Origin of the sequence: Roseobacter insulae (genome assembly GCF_019375555.1) — a bacterium.
In the GTDB taxonomy this organism is placed as follows: Bacteria; Pseudomonadota; Alphaproteobacteria; order Rhodobacterales; family Rhodobacteraceae; genus Roseobacter; species Roseobacter insulae.
Window position 1 is genome coordinate 313342 of sequence record NZ_JAHXDN010000003.1, and the last position, 20306, is coordinate 333647.

General features: G+C 61.0%; 18 protein-coding genes. 9 read left to right on the forward strand and 9 right to left on the reverse strand.

All coding sequences use genetic code 11. The features are described from left to right. Positions 1-214 precede the first annotated feature (214 nt). Positions 215-559 (forward strand): hypothetical protein, encoded by a 345-nt coding sequence (locus tag KX928_RS13020; protein ID WP_219503072.1) that lies wholly within the window; start codon positions 215-217, stop codon positions 557-559. A 5-nt stretch (positions 560-564) separates the two neighbouring features. On the opposite strand, the gene ilvN is transcribed toward KX928_RS13020, so the two are convergent. The 5 genes from ilvN to KX928_RS13045 form a co-directional block, all read right to left on the reverse strand. Beyond that, entirely contained in the window at positions 565-1125 is a 561-nt protein-coding gene (gene ilvN / locus KX928_RS13025; protein ID WP_219503082.1) for an acetolactate synthase small subunit, read from the reverse strand. Positions 1126-1192: 67 nt separating this feature from the next. After that, entirely contained in the window at positions 1193-2944 is a 1752-nt protein-coding gene (locus KX928_RS13030) for an acetolactate synthase 3 large subunit (RefSeq protein WP_219503085.1), read from the reverse strand. 325 nt (positions 2945-3269) lie between these two features. Further along, a complete protein-coding gene (locus KX928_RS24065; protein ID WP_257883750.1) occupies positions 3270-3992 on the reverse strand; it encodes a methyl-accepting chemotaxis protein in 723 nt (240 codons plus the stop codon). 108 nt (positions 3993-4100) lie between these two features. Further along, a complete protein-coding gene (locus KX928_RS13040; protein ID WP_219503088.1) occupies positions 4101-4748 on the reverse strand; it encodes a response regulator transcription factor in 648 nt (215 codons plus the stop codon). After that, on the reverse strand, positions 4745-6172 hold the full coding sequence (locus tag KX928_RS13045) for a cache domain-containing protein (protein ID WP_219503091.1): 1428 nt from the start codon (positions 6170-6172) through the stop codon (positions 4745-4747). The genes KX928_RS13040 and KX928_RS13045 overlap by 4 nt, the downstream gene beginning before the upstream one ends. A 250-nt stretch (positions 6173-6422) precedes the next feature. On the opposite strand from KX928_RS13045, the gene KX928_RS13050 reads away from it, so the two are divergent. The 3 genes from KX928_RS13050 (at position 6423) to KX928_RS13060 (ending at position 10968) form a co-directional block, all read left to right on the forward strand. After that, positions 6423-7511: a TRAP transporter substrate-binding protein gene (locus KX928_RS13050; protein ID WP_219503094.1), complete on the forward strand. Its 1089-nt coding sequence runs from the start codon at positions 6423-6425 to the stop codon at positions 7509-7511. A gap of 127 nt (positions 7512-7638) precedes the next feature. After that, entirely contained in the window at positions 7639-8571 is a 933-nt protein-coding gene (locus KX928_RS13055) for a TRAP transporter small permease subunit (protein WP_219503097.1), read from the forward strand. Positions 8572-8613: 42 nt separating this feature from the next. Beyond that, a complete protein-coding gene (locus KX928_RS13060) occupies positions 8614-10968 on the forward strand; it encodes a TRAP transporter large permease (RefSeq protein WP_219503100.1) in 2355 nt (784 codons plus the stop codon). A gap of 871 nt (positions 10969-11839) precedes the next feature. Here KX928_RS13060 and KX928_RS13065 read toward each other — a convergent pair. The 3 genes from KX928_RS13065 to KX928_RS13075 all read right to left on the reverse strand — a co-directional run bounded on the left by KX928_RS13065 (position 11840) and on the right by KX928_RS13075 (position 13645). Further along, positions 11840-12658 (reverse strand): arginyltransferase, encoded by an 819-nt coding sequence (locus tag KX928_RS13065; protein ID WP_219503103.1) that lies wholly within the window; start codon positions 12656-12658, stop codon positions 11840-11842. Between the two features lie 71 nt (positions 12659-12729). Next, entirely contained in the window at positions 12730-13170 is a 441-nt protein-coding gene (locus KX928_RS13070; RefSeq protein WP_219503106.1) for an RDD family protein, read from the reverse strand. A 58-nt stretch (positions 13171-13228) separates the two neighbouring features. Beyond that, positions 13229-13645, reverse strand: coding sequence for a DUF2852 domain-containing protein (locus KX928_RS13075; RefSeq protein ID WP_219503109.1), 417 nt, complete (start codon positions 13643-13645; stop codon positions 13229-13231). A 276-nt stretch (positions 13646-13921) separates the two neighbouring features. Here KX928_RS13075 and glnE point away from each other — a divergent pair, with 276 nt between their 5' ends. From glnE to KX928_RS13100, 5 genes are all read left to right on the forward strand, one after another. Beyond that, complete coding sequence (gene glnE / locus KX928_RS13080) at positions 13922-16711, forward strand: bifunctional [glutamate--ammonia ligase]-adenylyl-L-tyrosine phosphorylase/[glutamate--ammonia-ligase] adenylyltransferase (protein ID WP_219503112.1); 2790 nt, start codon at positions 13922-13924, stop codon at positions 16709-16711. After that, on the forward strand, positions 16708-16977 hold the full coding sequence (locus KX928_RS13085) for a hypothetical protein (RefSeq protein ID WP_219503116.1): 270 nt from the start codon (positions 16708-16710) through the stop codon (positions 16975-16977). Before glnE ends, KX928_RS13085 begins: the two co-directional genes overlap by 4 nt. Positions 16978-17102: 125 nt before the next feature. Continuing rightward, on the forward strand, positions 17103-17777 hold the full coding sequence (locus KX928_RS13090; RefSeq protein WP_219503118.1) for a DUF6778 family protein: 675 nt from the start codon (positions 17103-17105) through the stop codon (positions 17775-17777). Positions 17778-17816: 39 nt separating this feature from the next. After that, a complete protein-coding gene (locus KX928_RS13095) occupies positions 17817-19040 on the forward strand; it encodes an RSP_2647 family RNA methyltransferase (protein WP_219503121.1) in 1224 nt (407 codons plus the stop codon). Positions 19041-19043: 3 nt separating this feature from the next. Further along, a complete protein-coding gene (locus KX928_RS13100; protein WP_219503125.1) occupies positions 19044-19583 on the forward strand; it encodes an RSP_2648 family PIN domain-containing protein in 540 nt (179 codons plus the stop codon). Between the two features lie 15 nt (positions 19584-19598). Here KX928_RS13100 and KX928_RS13105 read toward each other — a convergent pair whose 3' ends face one another. Further along, a complete protein-coding gene (locus KX928_RS13105; RefSeq protein ID WP_219503128.1) occupies positions 19599-20288 on the reverse strand; it encodes a M48 family metallopeptidase in 690 nt (229 codons plus the stop codon). Between the last annotated feature and the right edge of the window lie 18 nt (positions 20289-20306).

The window sequence follows — 20306 nt, forward strand, 5'->3', positions numbered from 1 at the left end:
GCTGCGCGATACTACTCAGTATGCTGCTTGTGCGCCAATGATTAAAGGGCTCTACCACCGATATGACGCTAATTAGCATCAGCAATAGATCGTATTTGTGTCAACCTTAGATCAGGGCGACACAAATTCCAAGCGTACGGTGCTGATTTTATCATGTGCCGATTTGTTAACTTATTGGTACCTATAGGGTGCAGGCAAAGGATTGGAATGAACTATGATAGGCGTTGTTCTTTGGAGCGACGCATCGGACCGCAAAGCGGTCATATGGTGCGAAGATCAGGGCGATTTGGCGTTTTTGAACTCGGCAGGAGACACCTTGCAATCAGATGCATTTTTCGATGCGGGCGATGTGGTTCAGTTCGACATGGAGGTGCATGCGTCAATGCGACGCGCACATAACCCAAGGCTGGTGCTGGAACGTGCGGGCGCGGACTTGCCGGATGTGCTGCTGCGGGGCGTGTCGCCGTCCGAGGACGCGCCCCGGTCCGCGCAGATCATCCCTTTTGCGCCCCGCGAGCAGGATGCAACCACCGTTTACCAACGGGTTTCAGAAGCCTGATGCTGCTACTCGCCGCGTGACAGCGCGGCGACACCGGTGCGCGCCACATCTGATAGGCCCAGAGGGCGCATCAGGTCTGCAAATGCATCAATCTTGTCGGGTGCACCGGTAATCTCGAAGATGAAGCTTTCAAGCGTACTGTCGACAACCCTTGCCCGGAAGATATCCGCCAGGCGCAGGGCCTCGACACGTTTGTCACCGGTTCCCGAAACCTTGAACATGGCCAGCTCACGCTCGACGCTGGCGCCCTCGACCGTCAGATCGTGAACATCGTGAACCGTCACGATCCGCCCCAGCTGCGCCTTGATCTGTTCGATCACCTGAGGCGTGCCCGAGGTCACGATGGTGATACGGCTGAGATGGCCGGTATGATCCACTTCCGCGACGGTCAGGCTGTCGATGTTGTAGCCACGCCCGGAGAAGAGCCCGATGACCCGCGCCAGCACACCCGGCTCGTTTTCGACGAGAACAGCCAGCGTGTGACGTTCCTCCACATCGGAAAACGTGGGGCGCAGATTGTAGGCGGAGTGGCTGGTGGCGCCTTTTTTGATTTTGAGTGCGGACATCGGTTGAGCCTTCTTCGTCGTTGGAGGGGCGGGGCGCGCCTGCGCCACCGCATTTTTGGCAAGGAGCTCAGACGAGCACCGATCCCTTGCTGTCGATCACGCCTTGGGTCTGCGCTTCGCCCAGCAGCATTTCGTTATGCGCCTTGCCGGACGGGATCATCGGGAAGCAATTCTCATGCTTCTCGACGAGGCAGTCGAAGATCACCGGACCGTCGTGGGTGATCATCTCCATGATCGCGTCGTCAAGATCATCGGGGTCGGAGCAGATAATGCCCTTTGCACCGAAGGCTTCCGCCAGTTTGACGAAATCGGGCAGGGCCTCTGACCAGCTCTGCGAATAGCGCTCGCCGTGCAGCAGTTCCTGCCACTGGCGGACCATGCCGAGGCGTTCGTTGTTGAGGATGAACTGCTTCACCGGCAGGCGGTACTGCACCGCGGTGCCCATCTCCTGCATGTTCATCAGCCAGGACGCCTCACCGGCCACGTTGATCACCAGCGCGTCGGGGTGCGCCATCTGCACACCGATGGAGGCCGGGAAGCCGTAGCCCATGGTGCCGAGGCCGCCCGAGGTCATCCAGCGGTTCGGATCCTCGAACCCGAGGTATTGGGCGGCCCACATCTGGTGCTGGCCCACTTCGGTGCAGATATAGCGGTCGTGCTTTCGGGTCAGCTCCTCCAGACGCACAAGCGCGTGCTGTGGTTTGATCACCTTGCCGGTCTGGGTGAATTTCAGGCAGTCAATTGCCTTCCATTCCTCGATCTGTTGCCACCATTTGGCAACCGCCTCCGAATTTGTCTTGCGGCCGCGGGATTTCCACACCTTGAGGATGTCTTCGAGCACGTGGCCCACATCGCCGACGATGGGGATGTCCGTCTTGATCACCTTGTTGATCGAGGACGGGTCGATATCGATATGCGCCTTGGTGGATTTCGGGCTGAAAGCATCGATCCGGCCGGTGATCCGGTCGTCGAACCGTGCGCCGATGTTGATCAGAAGATCGCAGTCATGCATCGCCATATTGGCCTGGTAGAGCCCGTGCATGCCGAGCATGCCCAGCCAGTTCTGGCCCGACGCGGGGTAGGACCCCAGACCCATCAGGGTGGAGGTGATCGGGAAGCCGGTGGCCTTGACCAGTTCGCGCAGGAGCTGGCTGGCTGCGGGGCCCGAATTGATCACGCCGCCACCCGTGTAGAAAACCGGCTTCTTGGCTTTCTCCATCGCGGCGACCAGTTCGGTGATCTCCTCCATGTCGCCCTTGACCTTGGGCTGGTAGTGCGACACCGACGGTTTCGGCGGCATATAGGTGCCCGTGGCGAACTGAACATCCTTGGGGATGTCCACGAGAACAGGGCCGGGGCGGCCCTGGGTCGCCACGTGGAAGGCTTCGTGCAACACACCGGAGAGCGCATCCGTTTCCTTCACCAGCCAGTTATGCTTGGTGCAGGGGCGGGTGATGCCCACGGTATCAGCTTCCTGAAAGGCGTCGGATCCGATCATGAAGGTCGGCACCTGACCGGTCAGAACGATGATGGGGATGGAATCCATCAGCGCATCCGTGAGGCCGGTCACCGCATTCGTGGCGCCGGGGCCGGAGGTCACGATCACGACGCCCGGCTTGCCCGTCGAGCGCGCATAGCCTTCGGCGGCATGCACCGCGCCCTGTTCGTGCCGCACCAGAATGTGCCGGATGGCGTTTTGCTGAAAAACTTCATCGTAAATCGGTAGCACAGCACCTCCGGGATAGCCAAAGACGGTGTCCACACCCTGATCAATCAAGGCTTGGACAATCATTTTTGCTCCGGACATCTGCCGTGTCATATCATTCACTCCGTGGTGGCCGCTCTTGGGCCCTTGCTACCGTTAGCGCATAAAAAAGCCCCCGTTCTTGGCGGGGGCGCATGGGTCAGACTATGGTCTACCGTTACCGGCCCATGCGCGTGTATCCTACGATGACGACTAGAGATGTCATTGCCGAATGGCTCCTTGATGCTGGCGGGACATTATGGCCGCCGGGCAGGAGCGTCAAGCACCTTAGGTGCAAAATATGTGTCGTGATGATGCCTTTTTGCGCCATTTCCTTGCGCTCAGCGGTTCCTGCGCGAAACTTTACGCAAGCAAGCCGTGCGATTCGGTCAATTCCGGGTCATACTGTGTCGAGTTTCTCGATGTCTTCTCGTGCGGACAGTGTGAGTTGCTGCACCTCTTCGGCCAGAACCTTGAACTCCTGCGCGATGATTGCCAGCCCCTTGCCAGCCTCGCCTGCTCTGCTCGCCTCGACAGACGCGTTGATCGACATGGAGCGCACGTATTTGCCGATCCTCTCCAGCCGGTTCAGGCTCTGATCCAGCCGAGCGGCGGATTTCATCGCCCGCTCCAACTGCAGGGCGCGCCCGCTTTCGATGCTGGTCCAGAACCCCTCGACGAGGGTGCTGACCGCTTCGAAAAACTCTTTCTGGCCAAAGGCAATATATTCCTGCACCAGCGGGTCCGGGGCGTCGGTTTCGGCACAAACCGACCCTTGCAGCTGATCGGTGAGGTCTGCCATCCGCCTGATCACGCGCAACTCGGACATATGGTTCTGCGTGGTTGTCGCGAGCCAGATGCTCAGTTCCTCGGGCAGGGTCTTGAACACCGCGTTACCTTCTATGACGGTCAGGGTGTGGCGGATAGTTTTCGCGTGCCCTTTCAGCTCCTTGCAGAGCGCCGCGCGCTGAGCCGACGATTTTTCGCCAGCCAGCAAACTGACGGTAAGGGCCGCCCTGACAACACGCGCCCGCAGGGTGGCGACGCGGTCAATGGCCTCCCGGTAGGGCAAGGCGTCCAGTTGCGCCGCATTGGGAACGGTAATCTGATTATGAGCGGTCATTGGGCCGGTTTAGGCGGGCCGGTTTAAGAAATCTTCAACACGCGCGCGCAAGGATCAGAAATTCAGGCCGCCACCATGCAAAAGTGAGACGCCGGCCATCGAGGGGGCTCAGAAACTCGCGCCGGTGCCCTGCAATACACCGTGTTCCAGCGCGTAACGTGTGAGGCCCGCCGTGCTCGAAATGCCGAGCTTGCGCTTGATGTTCTTGCGATGTGTCTCCACCGTGCGCACGGAAATATCGAGCGCAAGGGCCACGTCCTTGTTGGACTTGCCCTGCGCCAGCTGCAGCAGGATCGTCTGCTCGCGCCCGGTCAGCGCTTCGCGCGCATCGCCGTCTTTTGGCTCCAGTGACCCCTTGGCCCCGGTACAAAGATACCGCTGCCCGGCCATCACCGCGTCAATCGCCTGCTTGATCTCATCGGTGGGCACGTCTTTCAGCACATACCCCATCGCGCCGTGGCTCAACGCGGAGGAGATATATTCGGGGCTGTCGTGCATCGACAGCACAAGAATACGAGTGCCCGGGCGTTTTTCGAGCAGGATTTCCGTTGCCGTCAGCCCGCCCATCTCCGGCATGTTGAGATCCATCAGGATCACGTCGGGGTCAAACTCTTCCAGGCGTTCGATCGCGTCTTTCGCCGCATTGCAGGTGCCGACCACCGACAGATCATCGTAGCTTTCGAGGATTGACTGAATGCCTTCGGCGACCATCGGGTGATCGTCCACAATCAGGATCTTGACGGGTGTCGACGTCATGCGGGCACCTTTGGTAAGACCGGTGTTTCCGGTTCGGGTGGCAGAAGATGCGACAACGGCACGGTAACTTCGATGATCGTGCCGGTGCCGCGGCGGGGCGTGGCAATCCGGAAACGTCCCTCCAATTGCTCCACGCGCTCCTGCATGTTGCGAAGACCCAGACCAACCATCGGGCCGGTTTCCTCGTCGGGGATGCCACATCCATTGTCTTCGATGTACAGCGTCGCGCCTTTCTTGTGGCCCCGGAGGTCAATTCTGACGTGGGTGGCCTGCGCGTGCCGCTCAATATTGGTCAGGGCTTCCTGGGCAATCCGGTAAAGCGCGATCTTGGCTTCCGCATCCAGACGGTTTCTGAACACGACCGTCCTGAAATCCGTTGTCATACCGGTGCGGGCGCTGAAGTCTTCCGTCAGGGCTTTCAGCGCCGGGCCAAGACCGAGATCATCCAGTACGCCGGGGCGCAGATCACGGCTGATCCGACGCACTTCCGAGATCGCCTCGCCCAGCGTCTCGATACCCTTTCCAAGCGGCTCCGCCGCCGTCGGATCCTGCCGGTCGAGTTTGCGCCGTGCGGTGTCGAGCGCATATCGCACCCCGACCAGCAATTGGCTGATCCCGTCGTGCAATTCGCGCGCAACCCGGCCGCGTTCTTCTTCCTGCGCGTCCAGAACCCGTTGAGTGAGTTTCTTGAGTTTGACGTCGGCTAGGCGACGTTCGCGAATGTTCAGCGCCATGCCAGTCATGAAGACAACCAGCAGGGCAGCCAGCGTGATGATGCCGATGTAAAGGAACGTCTGTTGTACGCGGGCTTCGACGTCCGCACGGGCGGAGGCGACAGTGGCGAGCACGTCATCGATAAAAACGCCTGTGCCCACTGCCCACCGCCAGCTTGGGAAGCTGGTGACATAGGTGATCATCCGGGCTTCTTGCCCGGTGGAGGGTTTCGGCCAGAGATAGCTGTGATAGCCGGCACCGGCGCGCGCAATGCGAATGAGCTCGTCCACAATGGGGGTGCCCTCGCTGTCTTTGAGCCCGGACCAGTTCTGATTGATCCGGTCGGTCTGGCGCGGGCTGACGAGGTTGGTGCCGTCATAGTCATAGACAAAGAAGAACCCGTCGGTGCCGTAGATCATCGCCGCCAGAATTTGCGCCACCTGATCCCGGGCCGCCTGATCGTCGGGCGCGGCATTGCCGTAGATAAAGTAGAAGCCGTTGCGCGCCTGGGTGACGTAGTTGCGCAGCTCGGCCTTCTTGGCTTCGAGCAGTTGCGTCTCCAGCGCCTTGATCTCCCGTTCCGCCAGCGCGCGGGACTGAAACGCCACAAGTACCGCAATCGCTGCCACCGCCACGATCAACGGAACGGTCGCCACCAGCGACAGTTTCTGGGCATAGCTGGGGCGGAAGAAAGCACCAAATCGTTTCATGACACTCTGGTTACGTCGAATTTTGAGCGAATCAAAGCCGAAGCGTCGGCGAATCGCCCGTGCACGGGCTTTCGGATGCCTGATCCCGCAGCAGGAGCGGCCAAAAAAGTGACCAAAATGGGCGGGATAGGGCTCAATCTACGCAGTAGTAGGTATTTCAATTGGCGAAGGCGTCGCTAGTGTGGCGACACTCGAAACGACCTGCGCGCAACGACTGCCGCGTGGGCGTCATATTGGGAGGAGTATCTAAATGGATCGTCGTTCATTTCTGAAGACATCTGCACTTGGCGGCACCGCTGCCGCAGCCGGCACTCTGGCCGCACCCGCCTACGCACAAGGCAACCGTTCTCTGACAATGGTCACGTCCTGGCCGCGCGGTTTCGCGGTTCTGGATGACGCGGCGACGTATTTTGAAGACATGGTTGGCGCGATGTCCGACGGCACGCTGACCATCGACAAGAAAGCCCCCGGCGAACTGGTTGGCGCCTTCGAGGTCTTCGACGCGGTGTCCTCCGGTCAGGCCGACCTTTACCACTCCGCCGACTACTACTTCATCGGTCAGCACCCGGGCTACGCCTACTTCACGGCTGTCCCCTTCGGTGCGACGGCGCAAGAGCTGACAAACTGGTATCACCACGGTGGCGGCCATGACCTGCACACTGAACTGGGTGAGATTTTCAACCTGAAGTCCTTCCTTGCCGGTAACTCCGGGTCGCAGTCCGGTGGCTGGTTCCGCAATGAAATCAACTCGGCGGGCGATTTCAACGGCCTGAAGTTCCGCATGCCCGGTCTGGGCGGCAAGGTGCTGGGCGAGCTGGGCGCATCCGTACAGAACATCCCCGGCGGCGAACTTTATCAGGCGCTGTCTTCCGGTGCTCTCGACGGTCTGGAATGGGTTGGTCCCTTTGCAGACGAACGCGCGGGCTTCCAGGAAGTGGCGAAAGTCTACTACACGGCGGGTTTCCACGAGCCGGGTTCCGGCCTTGCCTGCGGCGTCAACCTCGACGTCTACAACGATCTGTCGCCGGCGCATCAGGCGATCATCGCCAATGCATCCATGGCCACCACGCACATCCAGCTGGCCGAGACCCTCGCCAACAACGGTGCGGCGCTTGCCCGCCTGCAGGCGCAGGGCGTGAAAACGCTGCAATTCCCGGATGACGTCTGGGATGCCTTCGGCGCGGCCTCCAAGAAGGTGATGGACGAGAACATGAACGACGAGCTCTTCGCGAAAATCCGCACCAGCTTCGAAGCATCCCTGGCGACAACCTCGGACTGGCTGCTCAAGTCGGACGGATTCTACGTCGAACAGCGCAACCGCGTTCTGGCCAACGGCTGATACCGGCTACTCACACGCAAGGGGCTGCACACTTGGTCGCGGCCCCTTGCACCTGTAAGATCTTTGATATCCGGGATCATGCGACACCTTGGCCCGCGAAAATGCGTGTATCAGGGGAGGGGGACATATGGAAAATGAAGTAGACGCGGCAGGCGGCTCGCTCTCTGTCATCTTGGATGGCGTGCTGTGGTTTTTCACCAACATCGGCCTGGCCGTTTACAATTTTTTCTACGCCATCTCAAACCCGTCGCTGTGGCTGGACTGGTCGGACAAGCAGGCGATCATGCGGTTTGTCTATTATGGCGGGTCGGTGGAGTTCTTCTTTGTGGTGTTCACCGCCTTTCTGATCATGTTTGCGATCGGCGTGTGGCGCAATGACATCATGTGGGGTTACGTGCGCGTGCTGGAGGGTTTTGCCAACACGGTGGGCCGCTTCTTTGCCTGGGCGGGCCTGTTGATGGTGCTGCAACAGATCATCATCGTCTTCATGCAGCGCATTTTCACGCGGCCGGATATCTCCGTGGGTTTTGGGATTCCGCTGCAATTCGATATCAGCTGGTTTGCCGAGGAACTGAAACTCTATAACGCGTTGGTGGTGTGCCTTTGCATGGCCTACACCTTCGTGCAGGGCGGCCACGTCCGGGTTGACCTTGTGTATTCCGCGGTGAAATTCAGGACCAAGAAGGTCATCGACATGTTCGGGGCGATCTTCTTCATGATGCCCGTTGCGGTGCTGATCTGGATGTATGGCTGGTTCTTCCTGTGGCGGCACCTGATCGTGCCGAACCCGTCGGCCTCCGACACGCTTGACCGTCTGCTGAACAAATCCCGTGCGCTGCGCTGGAACGTGGAGACCATCGGTTTCAGCCCCAACGGGTTCAACGGTTACTTCCTGTTCAAGATCCTGCTCTGCGCCTTTACCGCGATGCTCTTTTTGCAGGCGATGGCGATGTTCTACCGCTCTTATCTGGAGTGGAAGGAAGGCCCGGAGAGCGAGGGCAAATATCTCGACCGTGACAGCCTTGGCGACGGTGAAGAAGCCTATGAGGGCGCACACTAATAGACGTGGCGGCATACGCTGCGCAGTAGGGGACTATCTGTCATGTTTTTCGGTCTAGACGGCGTCGAAGTTGGCCTGATCATCGTATTTATCTGCCTCTTCGGCGGCATCCTCTCGGGCTTTCCGGTGGCCTTTGCCATTGCCGGGGCGGGGATGATCTCCTTCGGGATCATCGCGGCGCTCGACAGTGCGGGGCTGTTGATCCACCAGGCCATCGATACCGGCTCCGCGATGTATCGCGATCTCGTGAATTCCGGGGTCAAGGCGGATACGATATCGGTCTTCCGATACCCCGATCTGCCCCGGATCGAAGAAGCTGTCTTTCCCAAGGGCTGGGAAGTGGCGCTGGACCGGAACGTCTCCTTTGTTGTGAACCGGATGAACGAGCGGGTGCTGGCGGGCCAGTCCATCGAGACGCTGCTCGCCGTGCTGATGTTCGTTCTGATGGGCATCACGCTGGAGCGTTCCAAGATCGCCAACGACCTGCTGACCACCATGGCGCGCGTATTTGGCCCGCTGCCCGGCGGCCTGGCTGTGTCGATCGTGGTTGTGGGTGCGTTTCTGGCCGCTTCCACCGGGATCGTCGGTGCCACCGTGGTCACGATGGGCCTGCTGGCGTTGCCCACCATGTTGCGCAACGGCTATTCGCCCGAACTGTCAACCGGGGTGATCGCCGCTTCAGGCACATTGGGCCAGATCATTCCGCCCTCCATCGTGATTGTTCTGCTGGGCACGCTGGCGGGAGACCTTTATTCCGCGGCGCAGGAAAAACGGGCGGTTGTGGCTGGTTGCACCGACGCCCTGACATTTCTGGGCGAACCGGCGGTATTGTCTGTGGGCACGTTGTTTCAGGCGGCGCTGCTGCCCGGCATCATGCTGGCGCTGCTCTATGCGCTTTACGCCTTCGGCTACGCGCTGCTGAACCCGGAAAAGGCGCCTGCCGTGCCGATGGGCAGCACCAATGCCGAACCGGTGACCCGCGGCGAAGCCTTCACATGGTTTCTCGGCGCACCGGTTGCCCTGATTGTCGGTGTCATCCTGCTTGGCAACCTCGGCGTCATCGGCGATCAGTCGACCACCGTATCGCGGTACTCCGACATCGGCGAGGGCGCGTCGCTGCGCACCAACGTCGGCCCTGAATGCCAGGCCTCGATGATCGAACTGCACGGTCAGGACGCGTGGGATGCAGCACTCGCCCAGCAAACGGCCATCAACGACGCCGGCGGCGTTCAGCAATCCGAACGGCTGTCCGAAGAAGCTCTCGCCGAAGCCCGGGCGAACAAGATTGCCAATGCGGCCCCCATCGGCACCGGCATTGCGATCATCATTCTGCTGACTTCCCTATTCCTGACGACGGCGCGCGGTGTGTCGCCCTCCAGCCCGGCGCGGCCACTGCTGATCGGCGGTATCGGGGCGGTGCTGATGATCCTCGTGGACATCATCCTGGTCTCGCCCGCGACATCGTCAGGCGCGATGGTCGTACTGATGGCGCTGCCCTTTGCCGCGCTGATGTACGGGGTCGTGCACGCCACGAAAATCTGCGCGCAAAACGAGTTGATCCGGGTGGTGTTCCCGCCGCTCGTGCTGATCGTCGCCGTGCTGGGGTCCATCCTGGGCGGGATCACCAACCCGACACCCGCCGCGGCCCTTGGGGCAGGCGGGGCGATCATGCTCGCCGCCTACCGCAAGCTGAAGGACGAGGACCGGTCGCCCAAGGTGATCATCTGGTCCACGCTGGCCATCATCGCCTGCATTCTCATCGGTATCAATTTCGACCTGAGGATCAATCAGGAAGAGGTCGGGTTTCAGAGCTGGTTCGCCTTCTTCGTGGCCTATGCCGCGTATCTCTACGCGCTCTTCGGGCTGCTGTTCTCCTGCTGGATCCTGTTCACTCACGGGGTGCTGAGCCCGGTCGTACGCGAAACCGCGAAGGTGACGAGCATGGTCTTCACCATCCTGATCGGTTCGCAACTGCTGAACCTTGTGGTGATCTCCTTCGGCGGCGAACACTACATCCAGCAATTCCTGAAATCCTTCGACAATGAATTCACCGTCTTCCTGATCGTGATGCTGGTGCTGTTCATACTGGGCTTCGTGCTTGATTTCCTGGAGATCATCTACATTGTGATCCCCATCGTCGGGCCGGTGATCTATGGCGGTACCTTCGATCCAAAGTGGGTTACCATCATGATCGCAGTGAACCTGCAAACGTCGTTCCTCACGCCGCCTTTCGGCTTTGCGCTGTTCTACCTGCGCGGTGTGGCGCCGAAGGAAGTCACAACCGGTCACATCTATCGCGGGATCATTCCCTTCGTGCTGATCCAGGTCGCGGGTCTTGCGCTATTGTGGACCTTCCCGGGCATCGTGACCATTGTCCCGGACCTGATCCCGAACTGACCCTCCTGTTGTTCGGGTCGGAAAGAGCCGTTCCCTGGCTGCCTACCACTGTCTCAGGCGGTGGGCAGTCGTAAGCCCATTTCCGGGGGCAAATGGGCTTGCATCGACCAAACGGTCCGCGTTGGAAAAACACGTCGACGTCTAATTGAAAGGCCAGATCGTCCGGCAAACAGCACTCCTCGACATCGGAGAATTGCTGATCTTACGTGAAAGTGGTGACAGGTTACCTGGTGACGCGGGGGCGGGCCTCGACCTTTCAAATACCTGAACCGAACCATCGCCACGGTGGGGTCAACAGATGCCGGGCCTTAGATGCCTAACTGATTGTGCCAGATGACGACTTCATGGCCCAATTCGACCAATGATGCGACTGCAAAGACGTCGGATTTTACCTGCGGCGGGCAGGTCTGTTCAAATCCCATTCGGCCTGTTTGACAAGGTGGAATGCCAATGACATGGTCCTCGAAATTTGACTCAACCATAGGTTATAGCGATGCAGAAAATCACTCTTCTCTCAATTCTCATTCTGGCAGGCTGCACAGTTAAGCCGACATTCTCGCCTGATCAGGAAAAAGCCCTCGCACAAGCATGCATCGAAGAGGTGCAAGCGCCCGGGACGTATTCGATTTCGCCGGGTCAGCCTTCTGCAAGCCCCGAGGGCGCGTTGCCTCGTGCAGTGGCGGTAAAGCGGCTGGGCGGAACGACTGCTGGCGCGGCGTCGATCAATGCGTGCATTCAGCGGCAGGCGGCGGGGTAACACACCCGCTTGGGCAGCCGTTTCACGGACCCGCGCCAATAGGTGAACCATCAACAGCGGACGTGGGCGCACTTGCATCGCAGGTCTGGTTAGGCGGTCAAAGCAGTCGTGCTTCTATCGCGTCGGGCGGGTGTCCGGCAGGTGGATGTTTGCAACCTGTTCGGCAATGGGGTCTGTCGACAGGGGATGCATATCAGCGTTGAAAGAGCCGGGGTCCTTCATCTTCTGCCAGCTGCCGCCGATGTAGACTTCCAGCCCGGAGAACTTTGACTTGTAGCCCATCTTCTGGCTGCCTGGCACCCAGTAGCCCAGATAGACGTAGGGCAGGTCGGCTTCCTGCGCGATCTTGATATGGTCGAGGATCATATACGTCCCCATCGACCGTTTGGGACTGTCGGGCGCGTAGAAGGAATAGACCATGCTCAGCCCATCGGCGAGCACGTCCGTCAGGCTCACACCGACCAGAGCGCCGCCGTTCTGATCGGCGTATTCGACAACCCGGCTGCGGATTGGCGTTTCCTCGATCATGGCGGCAAATTCGAACACGTCCATGTCGGCCATGCCACCATCGGCATGGCGGCTGTCGAGGTAGGTGCGAAACAGCTCGTATTGCTCCTCCGAGGCCCAGGGTGAGGTTGCGCGACGATCAAGATCCTCGTTACGGTTCATCGTGCGCCGCTGGCTGCGCGACGGGCGGAATTCACTGACGTCGATGCGGGCGCTCAGGCAGGCGGAACACTCCGCGCAGGACGGTCGGTAGAGAACGTTCTGAGAGCGGCGAAACCCTTGCTGTGACAGGCTGTCGTTCAGCTTGTCCGCGTTTTCACCCTGCAACGCGGTGAACAGCTTGCGCTCCATGCGCCCTTCAAGATAGGGGCACGGCTGCGGTGCAGTCACATAGAACTGTGGAGCGATGGGCAGTGTGTGGCGCATGAAATCCCGGCAGGTTACTCATCTCAGGATAGCAAGCCTGACGCCGACCGCCAAGGCGAAGTTTCAGGCGCCTATCGGTGGGTCGCGCGACGGTTGACCATGACCGTGCCCAGGGCGTGGTCGGACAATCCCTGACCCCGCTCCGTAGTGGCCATCAGCACCATGGAAATCAGCTGAAGCGGGGCAACGGCCCAGCTGATCGTATAGCCCAGGGTATGCGCAAAGGCGCTGCCGGGATCGAGCGGTGAGCCATCTGCCCGGCGCAGTTCAATGGCAAAAAGCCGCATGCCCCAGGTGGCGGAGCTATTGGCAAGGGTGATCATCCGGTAGACGAAACCCACGAGGAGGAAGAGAACAGGGAAAAAGAACAGCCCGGTGAAGGCCGTGAACGGCAGAATTACCAGGCAGCCAACAAAGGTCACGGCCGCATCGACGGCCCATGCCAGCAGGCGCTTCAGAGGCACGTCCTTGTAAAAATCGGGTTGGGCGTGGGGATCGGGTGTTGCGGTCATGGTCTTTCTCGGGATCGGATACGAAGACTGCCGGGACGGTGTCCCGGCACTGGTGATGTTAGGCCTGATCTGCGCTCTTGTCAGACTTATCTGCCCGTTCGTTCATGAACTGGTCGAACTCTGCCTTGTCCTTGGCATCGCGCAGGCGGTCGAGGAAGGCTTCGAACTGTTGCTGCTCGTCTTCAAGGCGGCGCAGGGTATCTGACTTATACGCGTCGAAAGCGCTGTTGCCGCTGGGGCGCATCGCGCTCATGCCGTGGCGCATCGACGTTGTTTTGCGGCTGCAGGATGTGAACATGCGTTTGCTCCAGATCATGTAGAAGAGAAGGGCAAGACCGACCGGCCAGAAAAAGACAAACCCCAAAACCATGGCAGCGATCCACGCGCCCTTGCCTTTGGAATCTAGCCAGTGTTCGGCACGGGAAAACCAACCCGGTCGGCTGGTTAACGGTGTCGTTTGGGTGACGGTTGTCATCGGGATACCTTTCATTGCGGGTTTTACGGTGCCCGGGAGAACCCGGGATGTGAATGTCTTTCACATTATCAAGATGGGGTACGGCTGCGGGTATGCAAGACTTTATGTGAATGTTTTTTACATTATTTTGCTTAACCCATATAAATCAGGTTCTTAAGCGGCGACAATTCTGGTCTGGCCGATTTTCCGGCGCCGTGTCAGTCGCATATGACGGCGGGCATGAAGTCTAATAATCGCCCATTGACGTGACCGCCTTGCCGCGCGAATGCTGACGACATGAGCTTGGCCGACCATATGACCCGTTGCCCCCGGGTGTTCGATCCAGAACGGGGCCGCGACGCGGTTGCAGCCGTTCCGGAGGTAACGGCAGCGCATGCACGCCTGATCGAAGGGGCGGCGGGATCAAGCCCCTTTCTCGCGGGCCTGGTAACGAAAGAAGCCGCATGGCTGCAGCCCGCGCTGGACGACCCGAAAGCGGCCGTCGAGGCAGAGATCGCGGCGGCGCGCGCGGCACCGGCAGAGGGGCTGAAAGACGCCCTGCGGCAATCCAAGCGGCGCATTGCGCTCATGACGGCGCTGGCCGATCTGTCGGGTGCATGGTCGTTGACGCAGGTCACCGGCGCGCTGACGGATTTTGCCGATGCAGCCTGCCAGGCCGCGCTGCGCGCCGGCATCGCGCAACAGATCAAACGCGGCAAGCTGCCCGGAAAGACCGAGGCCGACATTGACGATGCTGCAGGCATGTGCGTGCTGGCGATGGGTAAGATGGGTGCCGGAGAGCTCAATTACTCCTCGGACATTGATCTCATCTGCCTCTTTGACGAAACCCGGTTCGACGCATCCGAGTTCCACGATGCGCGGGCCAGTTTTGTGCGCGCAACGCGGGGCATGACCGCGATGCTCAGCGAAATGACCGGACAGGGGTACGTCTTTCGCACCGATTTGCGGCTGCGCCCCGATCCGGGCGTTACGCCGGTCTGTATCGCGATGGAAGCGGCGGAGCGATACTATGAAAGCCTTGGCCGGACATGGGAACGCGCCGCCTACATCAAGGCCCGGGTCGCCGCAGGGGATTTCGCCGCCGGGCAGAGGTTCCTCACCGGCCTGACCCCCTTCGTGTGGCGGCGGCATCTCGATTTCGCCGCCATTCAGGACGCCCACGACATGCGCCTGGCCATCCGGGAACACAAGGGCCTGGGCGGGGAAATCACGCTGCCCGGTCACAACATGAAACTCGGGCGGGGCGGCATTCGTGAAATCGAGTTCTTCACCCAGACCCAGCAGCTGATCGCAGGGGGGCGCGACCCGGACCTGCGCACCCGCGGCACGGTCGAAAGCCTGCACGGTCTGGCAGGCAAGGGCTGGGTCCCGCAGGGCATGGTGGAAACGCTGTCGGATCACTATGTGGCGCACCGGACGGTCGAACACCGTTTGCAGATGGTTCAGGATGCGCAGACACACAGCCTGCCGCAGACTTCGGAAGGCTTCGAGCGGCTGGCATGCCTGATGGATCGCGACCGGTCGGAGCTGGAAGGCGATTTGAGGTCGCGGTTGAACGCGGTGCATGAATTGACGGAAGGCTTCTTTGCCCCCTCGCAGCGGGCGGATGAGCACGTCAACATGCTGGATGGCGACATGTTGACCCGCTGGCTGAGTTACCCTGCGTTGCGCAGCGACCGCAGCCGAGAGCTGTTTCGCCGGGTGCGCCCGGATCTGCTGGCCCGTCTTGCGCAATCGTCACGCCCGGACGAGGCGCTTCTGGCGTTTGACGGGTTCCTTGCCGGGCTTCCCGCCGGGGTTCAGCTGTTTTCCCTGCTGGACGCCAATCCGCAGCTGACCGATCTGTTGATCGATATCACCGGCACCTCCACGGAACTTGCGCAATATCTGTCGCGCAACGCAGGGGTTTTCGACGCGGTGATTGGTGGAGACTTCTTTACAGACTGGCCGGGGCAGGACGGGTTGACCGCCTTGCTGTCCAAGCGTCTGGAGAGAGAGGGCGATTACGAGGCGCACCTCGACGCGATCCGCCGCTGGACCAAGGAATGGCATTTCCGCATTGGCGTGCATCATCTGCGCGGGCTGATCACCGCGGAGGACGCGGCGGTGCAATACGCCGATCTGGCGCGGGCTGTGCTCTCTGTCCTGTGGCCTGTTGTCATCACGCAGTTCTCCCGGCGGCACGGGCCACCGCCCGGTCGGGGTGCCGTGGTGCTGGGCATGGGATCGCTGGGCGCAGGGCGGCTGAATGCAGGCTCCGACCTTGACCTGATCATCGTCTATGATCCGCTTGATCAGGAAACCTCGGATGGCGAGCGCCCCTTGTCGACCCGCCCGTATTATGCGCGGCTGACGCAGGCATTGATCACCGCGCTGACCGCTCCGATGGCGCAGGGGCGCCTTTACGAGGTGGACATGCGGCTGCGCCCGTCGGGCAACCAGGGGCCGGTGGCGACCAGCTGGGCGTCCTTTCAGAGTTATCAGAAAAATGAGGCCTGGGTCTGGGAGCATCTGGCGTTGACCCGCGCCGCTGTCGTGACCGGGTCGCAGGCGCTGGCGGCCGATGTGACCGGGTTCATTCAGGATCTGCTGGGGCAGCAGCGCGCGTTGCCGGACATCGCGGCAGAGGTTGCGCAGATGCGCGCGCGCATTCAGGCGGCAAAAGCCCCGCCAAGCCTTTGGGAGGCAAAGATCGGGCCGGGGCGTCTGCAGGAGATCGAGTTGATCGCCCAGGCCGGGAGCCTTTTGCAAGGCCAGAAGAGCCGCCGGATCGAAGACGGCTTGCGGGCGGCTGTCGCTGCCGGGCTGATGGAGGACGCATCAGGACAGGACTTGGCGCGATTTTACGCGTTTTATTCGCAATTGCATCTGGCGGCGCGCCTGCTGTCAGACAAACCGTTGGATGCGGCGCGATTGGGTCCGGCGGGGCGGTCCTTTCTGCTGCGCGCCCTGGAGGAAGAGACCTTGGAGGAACTGGAGCACCGCTTGCGCAGCAGCTATGCAAAATCCGATGCTATCATCACCCGGACCCTTGCACCCTATGCGCAGGAGGGCGCGGCACAATGAAGGGCGACGAGAATGATCCCAAGGGCCTGATCTTCGAAGCCTACCGGATCGACGGCATCACCAAGAGCGAATGCCGCACGATTTTTCTGGACTGGGCGCTGAGCCTTCCGGTGGAACGCGAAACCGGGCGCGTCCTGACTGCCTTGCTGGCGACCTACAAGGCCGACAATCCCAAGCATCCGATGACGGAAGTTCTGACCGAAGGGTTGGTCGGCATGTCCACGCCGCGGCGGCGCGGCGGCTGGCGATCGCGGCCCCGAAACTGACAGTTTACGCGGAATTAGCGTCAGTTTTACCTAAAATTAGTCATAATTCAGCCCCAGTTGCACTCTAGGGATGCTCGGAATTCAAACGAGGCGTGCAGAAGTCGCCCCCCTGAGTGGAGAGCAACATGAAATCCCTTAAACTGATCGCGACACTTGCCGCTTCGGCCATGATCGCCGGCTGTACGACGACCGATATTGCAAGCCGTAACGCGCCGTATTCCAACCCGGCTGTCGATGCCGCTGTCGGACCGAAAAACATTCTGGACACGACATTTGAGGCGGCAGTACCCGCCTACAACGTGACCGGCATCAATGTGATTGTGCCCGAAAGCCTGATCGTGTCAGAGGCCAATAGCTATTACCCGTCGGGCGATATCGTCTGGCGCGAGGACCCGGCGGGCAACCGCCATGAACAGGTCAAGGCGATTTTTGACACCGCGATGGCGCGCGGCACCGCTGACATGAAAGACGGCACCCCGGTTGTGCTGGATGTGCAGGTGATGCGCTTCCATGCCCTGACTGAAAAAACCCGCTACACGATCGGCGGCATTCATTCGATTACCTTCGGACTGTCGCTGCGCAGTGCCGAAACCGGCCTCCTGCTGGGCGAACCGCGGGTCATCAAGGCAAACCTCAAGGGATTTGGCGGCGAACGCGCCATCGCCGCCGAACGCCAGGGACAGACCCAGAAGGTGCGGATCACCGACCACCTTGCAGGGGTGATCCTGACCGAGCTTGCGGAACCCGATGGCTATACCGGCCGACGTCTGAGCCTGCTGGCACGCAAAAACAACTTCTGACCTTCCACAGGCCATCAGAACAGACTAGAGGAGGGCGCTATGACAGCGCCCTTTTCCAGTTCCGCCCCTGCCGCCGCCGATATGCCGGTCGTGCGTCTGAAGCCCAAGGCAAATGCCCGGGCGATTCGTCACGGCTTTCCCTGGGTCTATGCCAACGAACTGGTGACAGACCGCCGGACCAGGGCCATAGCGCCAGGCACTCTGGCGCGGTTGCAGGATGATGCGCGCGCTGAAATGGGTATCGTCGCGGTCAATCCCAGATCAAAAATCATCGCGCGGATGATCGACCGGAACCCGGCCGCAAAAATTGACCTTGGCTGGTTCGAGGATCGGTTGCGCAGGGCGCTTGCGCTGCGGGACCGGTTATTCGACGCACCGTACTACCGCCTTGTGCATGCCGAGGCGGACGGGCTCCCGGGAATGGTCATTGACCGGTTTGGGGCAACCTGTGTGATCCAGCCCAACGCGGCCTGGGCGGAAACCCATCTGGAGATCGTCTGCGCTGCGCTGCAATCGGTAACGGGGGCGACCTGCGTGCTCAAGAACGCCGGCGGCCGCACCCGCGCGCTGGAGGGGCTGGACGACACGGCTGGCGTCCTTGCCGGCACGGCGCCAGCCCGGCCCGTCGAGGTGCCGATGAACGGTGCGATCTACATGGCGGACCTCACCGGCGGTCAGAAGACTGGGTTGTTTTACGATCAGCGCCCCAATCATGCGTTTGTGGCTGGCCTTGCACAGGGCGCGCGGGTTCTGGATGTTTTCAGCCATGTCGGCGGGTTTTCACTTGCGGCTCTGGCCGGGGGCGCGGCCTCGGCCCTCGCCGTGGACGCTTCGCAAGCCGCGCTGGATCTGGCGGCTCAAGGGGCGAATGCCATGGGCGTGTCAGACCGTTTCACAACGCGGCAGGGCGATGCCTTCGAGGTGCTGACAGCACTGCGCGCCGAGGGGGCTCAGTTCGACGTGGTGATATGTGATCCGCCGGCCTTCGCACCGGCCCGGCCCGCGTTGGAGGCCGGATTGCGCGCCTATGAGCGCATAGCGCGGCTGGCGGCACCCTTGGTGGCAGAAAACGGTATCCTGGGCCTGTGCTCCTGTTCACACGCCGCCGATCTGGCTGCGTTCCGGACAGCCAGTGTGCGCGGGATCGGGCGGGCCGGGCGGCGCGCCTCGCTGATCCACACCGGGTTTGCCGGGCCCGATCACCCGCAGTTACCGCAACTTGCGGAAACGGGGTACCTCAAATCCGTTTTCTGTCAGATCTGAGCTATGAAAATCGTCCTTGACGCCTGCGTGCTCTATCCCACTGTCATGCGTGAGATGGTGCTGGGTGTGGCCGCGACCGGGGTGTTCAGCCCTGTCTGGTCGGCCCGTATTCTGGAAGAATGGGCGCGTGCGGCCGTGAAACTGGGCCCAAGCGGGGATGCGCAGGCGCGCAGCGAGATCGCCTTGATGCGCGCGGCGTGGCCCGGCGCAGAAGCCCCCGCCGTGCCGCATGTCGAGGCGCGGTTGTGGTTGCCGGATGCAAACGATGTTCATGTGTTGGCCGTGGCCGTCGCGACATCAAGTGACGCCATCATGACCTTGAACAGGAAGGATTTTCCCAGGAACATTCTGGGTGATGAGGGGGTAGACCGGGTTGAGCCTGACGGATTCCTCTACGGTGTCTGGCAGGACAGCCCGACGCCGGTGGAAGCTGTGGCGGAAAGGGTATTGTCCGAAGCCACAAGGCTCTCCGGCACACCGTGGGAGATGCGCCCACTGATGAAAAAAGCGCGTCTTCCGCGTCTGGCGAAAGCGCTCGGCTGACGCGCGGGGGCGCTGTTATTCCTGCGTCACCCATTTTGCCTCGAGGGCCTTGAGCGCGGCGATCCTGTCGGCCGTCTTTGGGTGGCTGAGCAGCCAGGCAGGTGCTGACCCGCCGTTCTGCTGTGTCAGCGATTCGAGTTTTTCAAAAAGGCTGATTTGCGGGCCGAGACCGATACCGGCCTTGGTCAGTAAGGCCGCGGCATAGGCATCGGCCTCATATTCGTCCGAGCGCGACAGCCGGGCGGCAAGCAACGTGGTCAGCATGCCCGCGATCCAGACGCCGATGCCGGGAATGAAGCGGCCCAGCACCATCGCCAGCGCCGTGCGCAGCGCATTCTGACCGGAAAAGTCGATCATCCGCCGCCGGGAATGGCCCAGGGCGACGTGGCCCATCTCGTGGGCGATGACACTTGCGAGTTCGGCGTCAGAGACATCACCAGCCCGGAACTTGTTGTAAAAACCCCGGGTGATGAAGATGCGTCCGTCGGGTGCCGCCAGTCCATTCACCGGATCGATTTCATAGATGTGCACCCGGATGCGTGGCAGTTCCAGGGCGGCGGCCATCCGGTCGGTCAGCGATTTGAGCCTGCCGTCGGCCAGTTCCGTGGAGCGCGCGTCCAGCTCGCGGGCGGTGCGCCAGGCGGAGAACCGGTACATTGCGAGACCGTAGAGGATGGCCAGAAGGATCGGCGTGAATTTGATCATGGCCTTGATATGGGGGAG

Coding starts and splice junctions, on each gene's coding strand:
- KX928_RS13020 (WP_219503072.1), top strand. CDS start 215: ATGATAGGCGTTGTTCTTTGGAGCGACGCATCGGACCGCAAAGCGGTC.
- ilvN (WP_219503082.1), bottom strand. CDS start 1,125: ATGTCCGCACTCAAAATCAAAAAAGGCGCCACCAGCCACTCCGCCTAC.
- KX928_RS13030 (WP_219503085.1), bottom strand. CDS start 2,944: ATGACACGGCAGATGTCCGGAGCAAAAATGATTGTCCAAGCCTTGATT.
- KX928_RS24065 (WP_257883750.1), bottom strand. CDS start 3,992: ATGACCGCTCATAATCAGATTACCGTTCCCAATGCGGCGCAACTGGAC.
- KX928_RS13040 (WP_219503088.1), bottom strand. CDS start 4,748: ATGACGTCGACACCCGTCAAGATCCTGATTGTGGACGATCACCCGATG.
- KX928_RS13045 (WP_219503091.1), bottom strand. CDS start 6,172: ATGAAACGATTTGGTGCTTTCTTCCGCCCCAGCTATGCCCAGAAACTG.
- KX928_RS13050 (WP_219503094.1), top strand. CDS start 6,423: ATGGATCGTCGTTCATTTCTGAAGACATCTGCACTTGGCGGCACCGCT.
- KX928_RS13055 (WP_219503097.1), top strand. CDS start 7,639: ATGGAAAATGAAGTAGACGCGGCAGGCGGCTCGCTCTCTGTCATCTTG.
- KX928_RS13060 (WP_219503100.1), top strand. CDS start 8,614: ATGTTTTTCGGTCTAGACGGCGTCGAAGTTGGCCTGATCATCGTATTT.
- KX928_RS13065 (WP_219503103.1), bottom strand. CDS start 12,658: ATGCGCCACACACTGCCCATCGCTCCACAGTTCTATGTGACTGCACCG.
- KX928_RS13070 (WP_219503106.1), bottom strand. CDS start 13,170: ATGACCGCAACACCCGATCCCCACGCCCAACCCGATTTTTACAAGGAC.
- KX928_RS13075 (WP_219503109.1), bottom strand. CDS start 13,645: ATGACAACCGTCACCCAAACGACACCGTTAACCAGCCGACCGGGTTGG.
- glnE (WP_219503112.1), top strand. CDS start 13,922: ATGAGCTTGGCCGACCATATGACCCGTTGCCCCCGGGTGTTCGATCCA.
- KX928_RS13085 (WP_219503116.1), top strand. CDS start 16,708: ATGAAGGGCGACGAGAATGATCCCAAGGGCCTGATCTTCGAAGCCTAC.
- KX928_RS13090 (WP_219503118.1), top strand. CDS start 17,103: ATGAAATCCCTTAAACTGATCGCGACACTTGCCGCTTCGGCCATGATC.
- KX928_RS13095 (WP_219503121.1), top strand. CDS start 17,817: ATGACAGCGCCCTTTTCCAGTTCCGCCCCTGCCGCCGCCGATATGCCG.
- KX928_RS13100 (WP_219503125.1), top strand. CDS start 19,044: ATGAAAATCGTCCTTGACGCCTGCGTGCTCTATCCCACTGTCATGCGT.
- KX928_RS13105 (WP_219503128.1), bottom strand. CDS start 20,288: ATGATCAAATTCACGCCGATCCTTCTGGCCATCCTCTACGGTCTCGCA.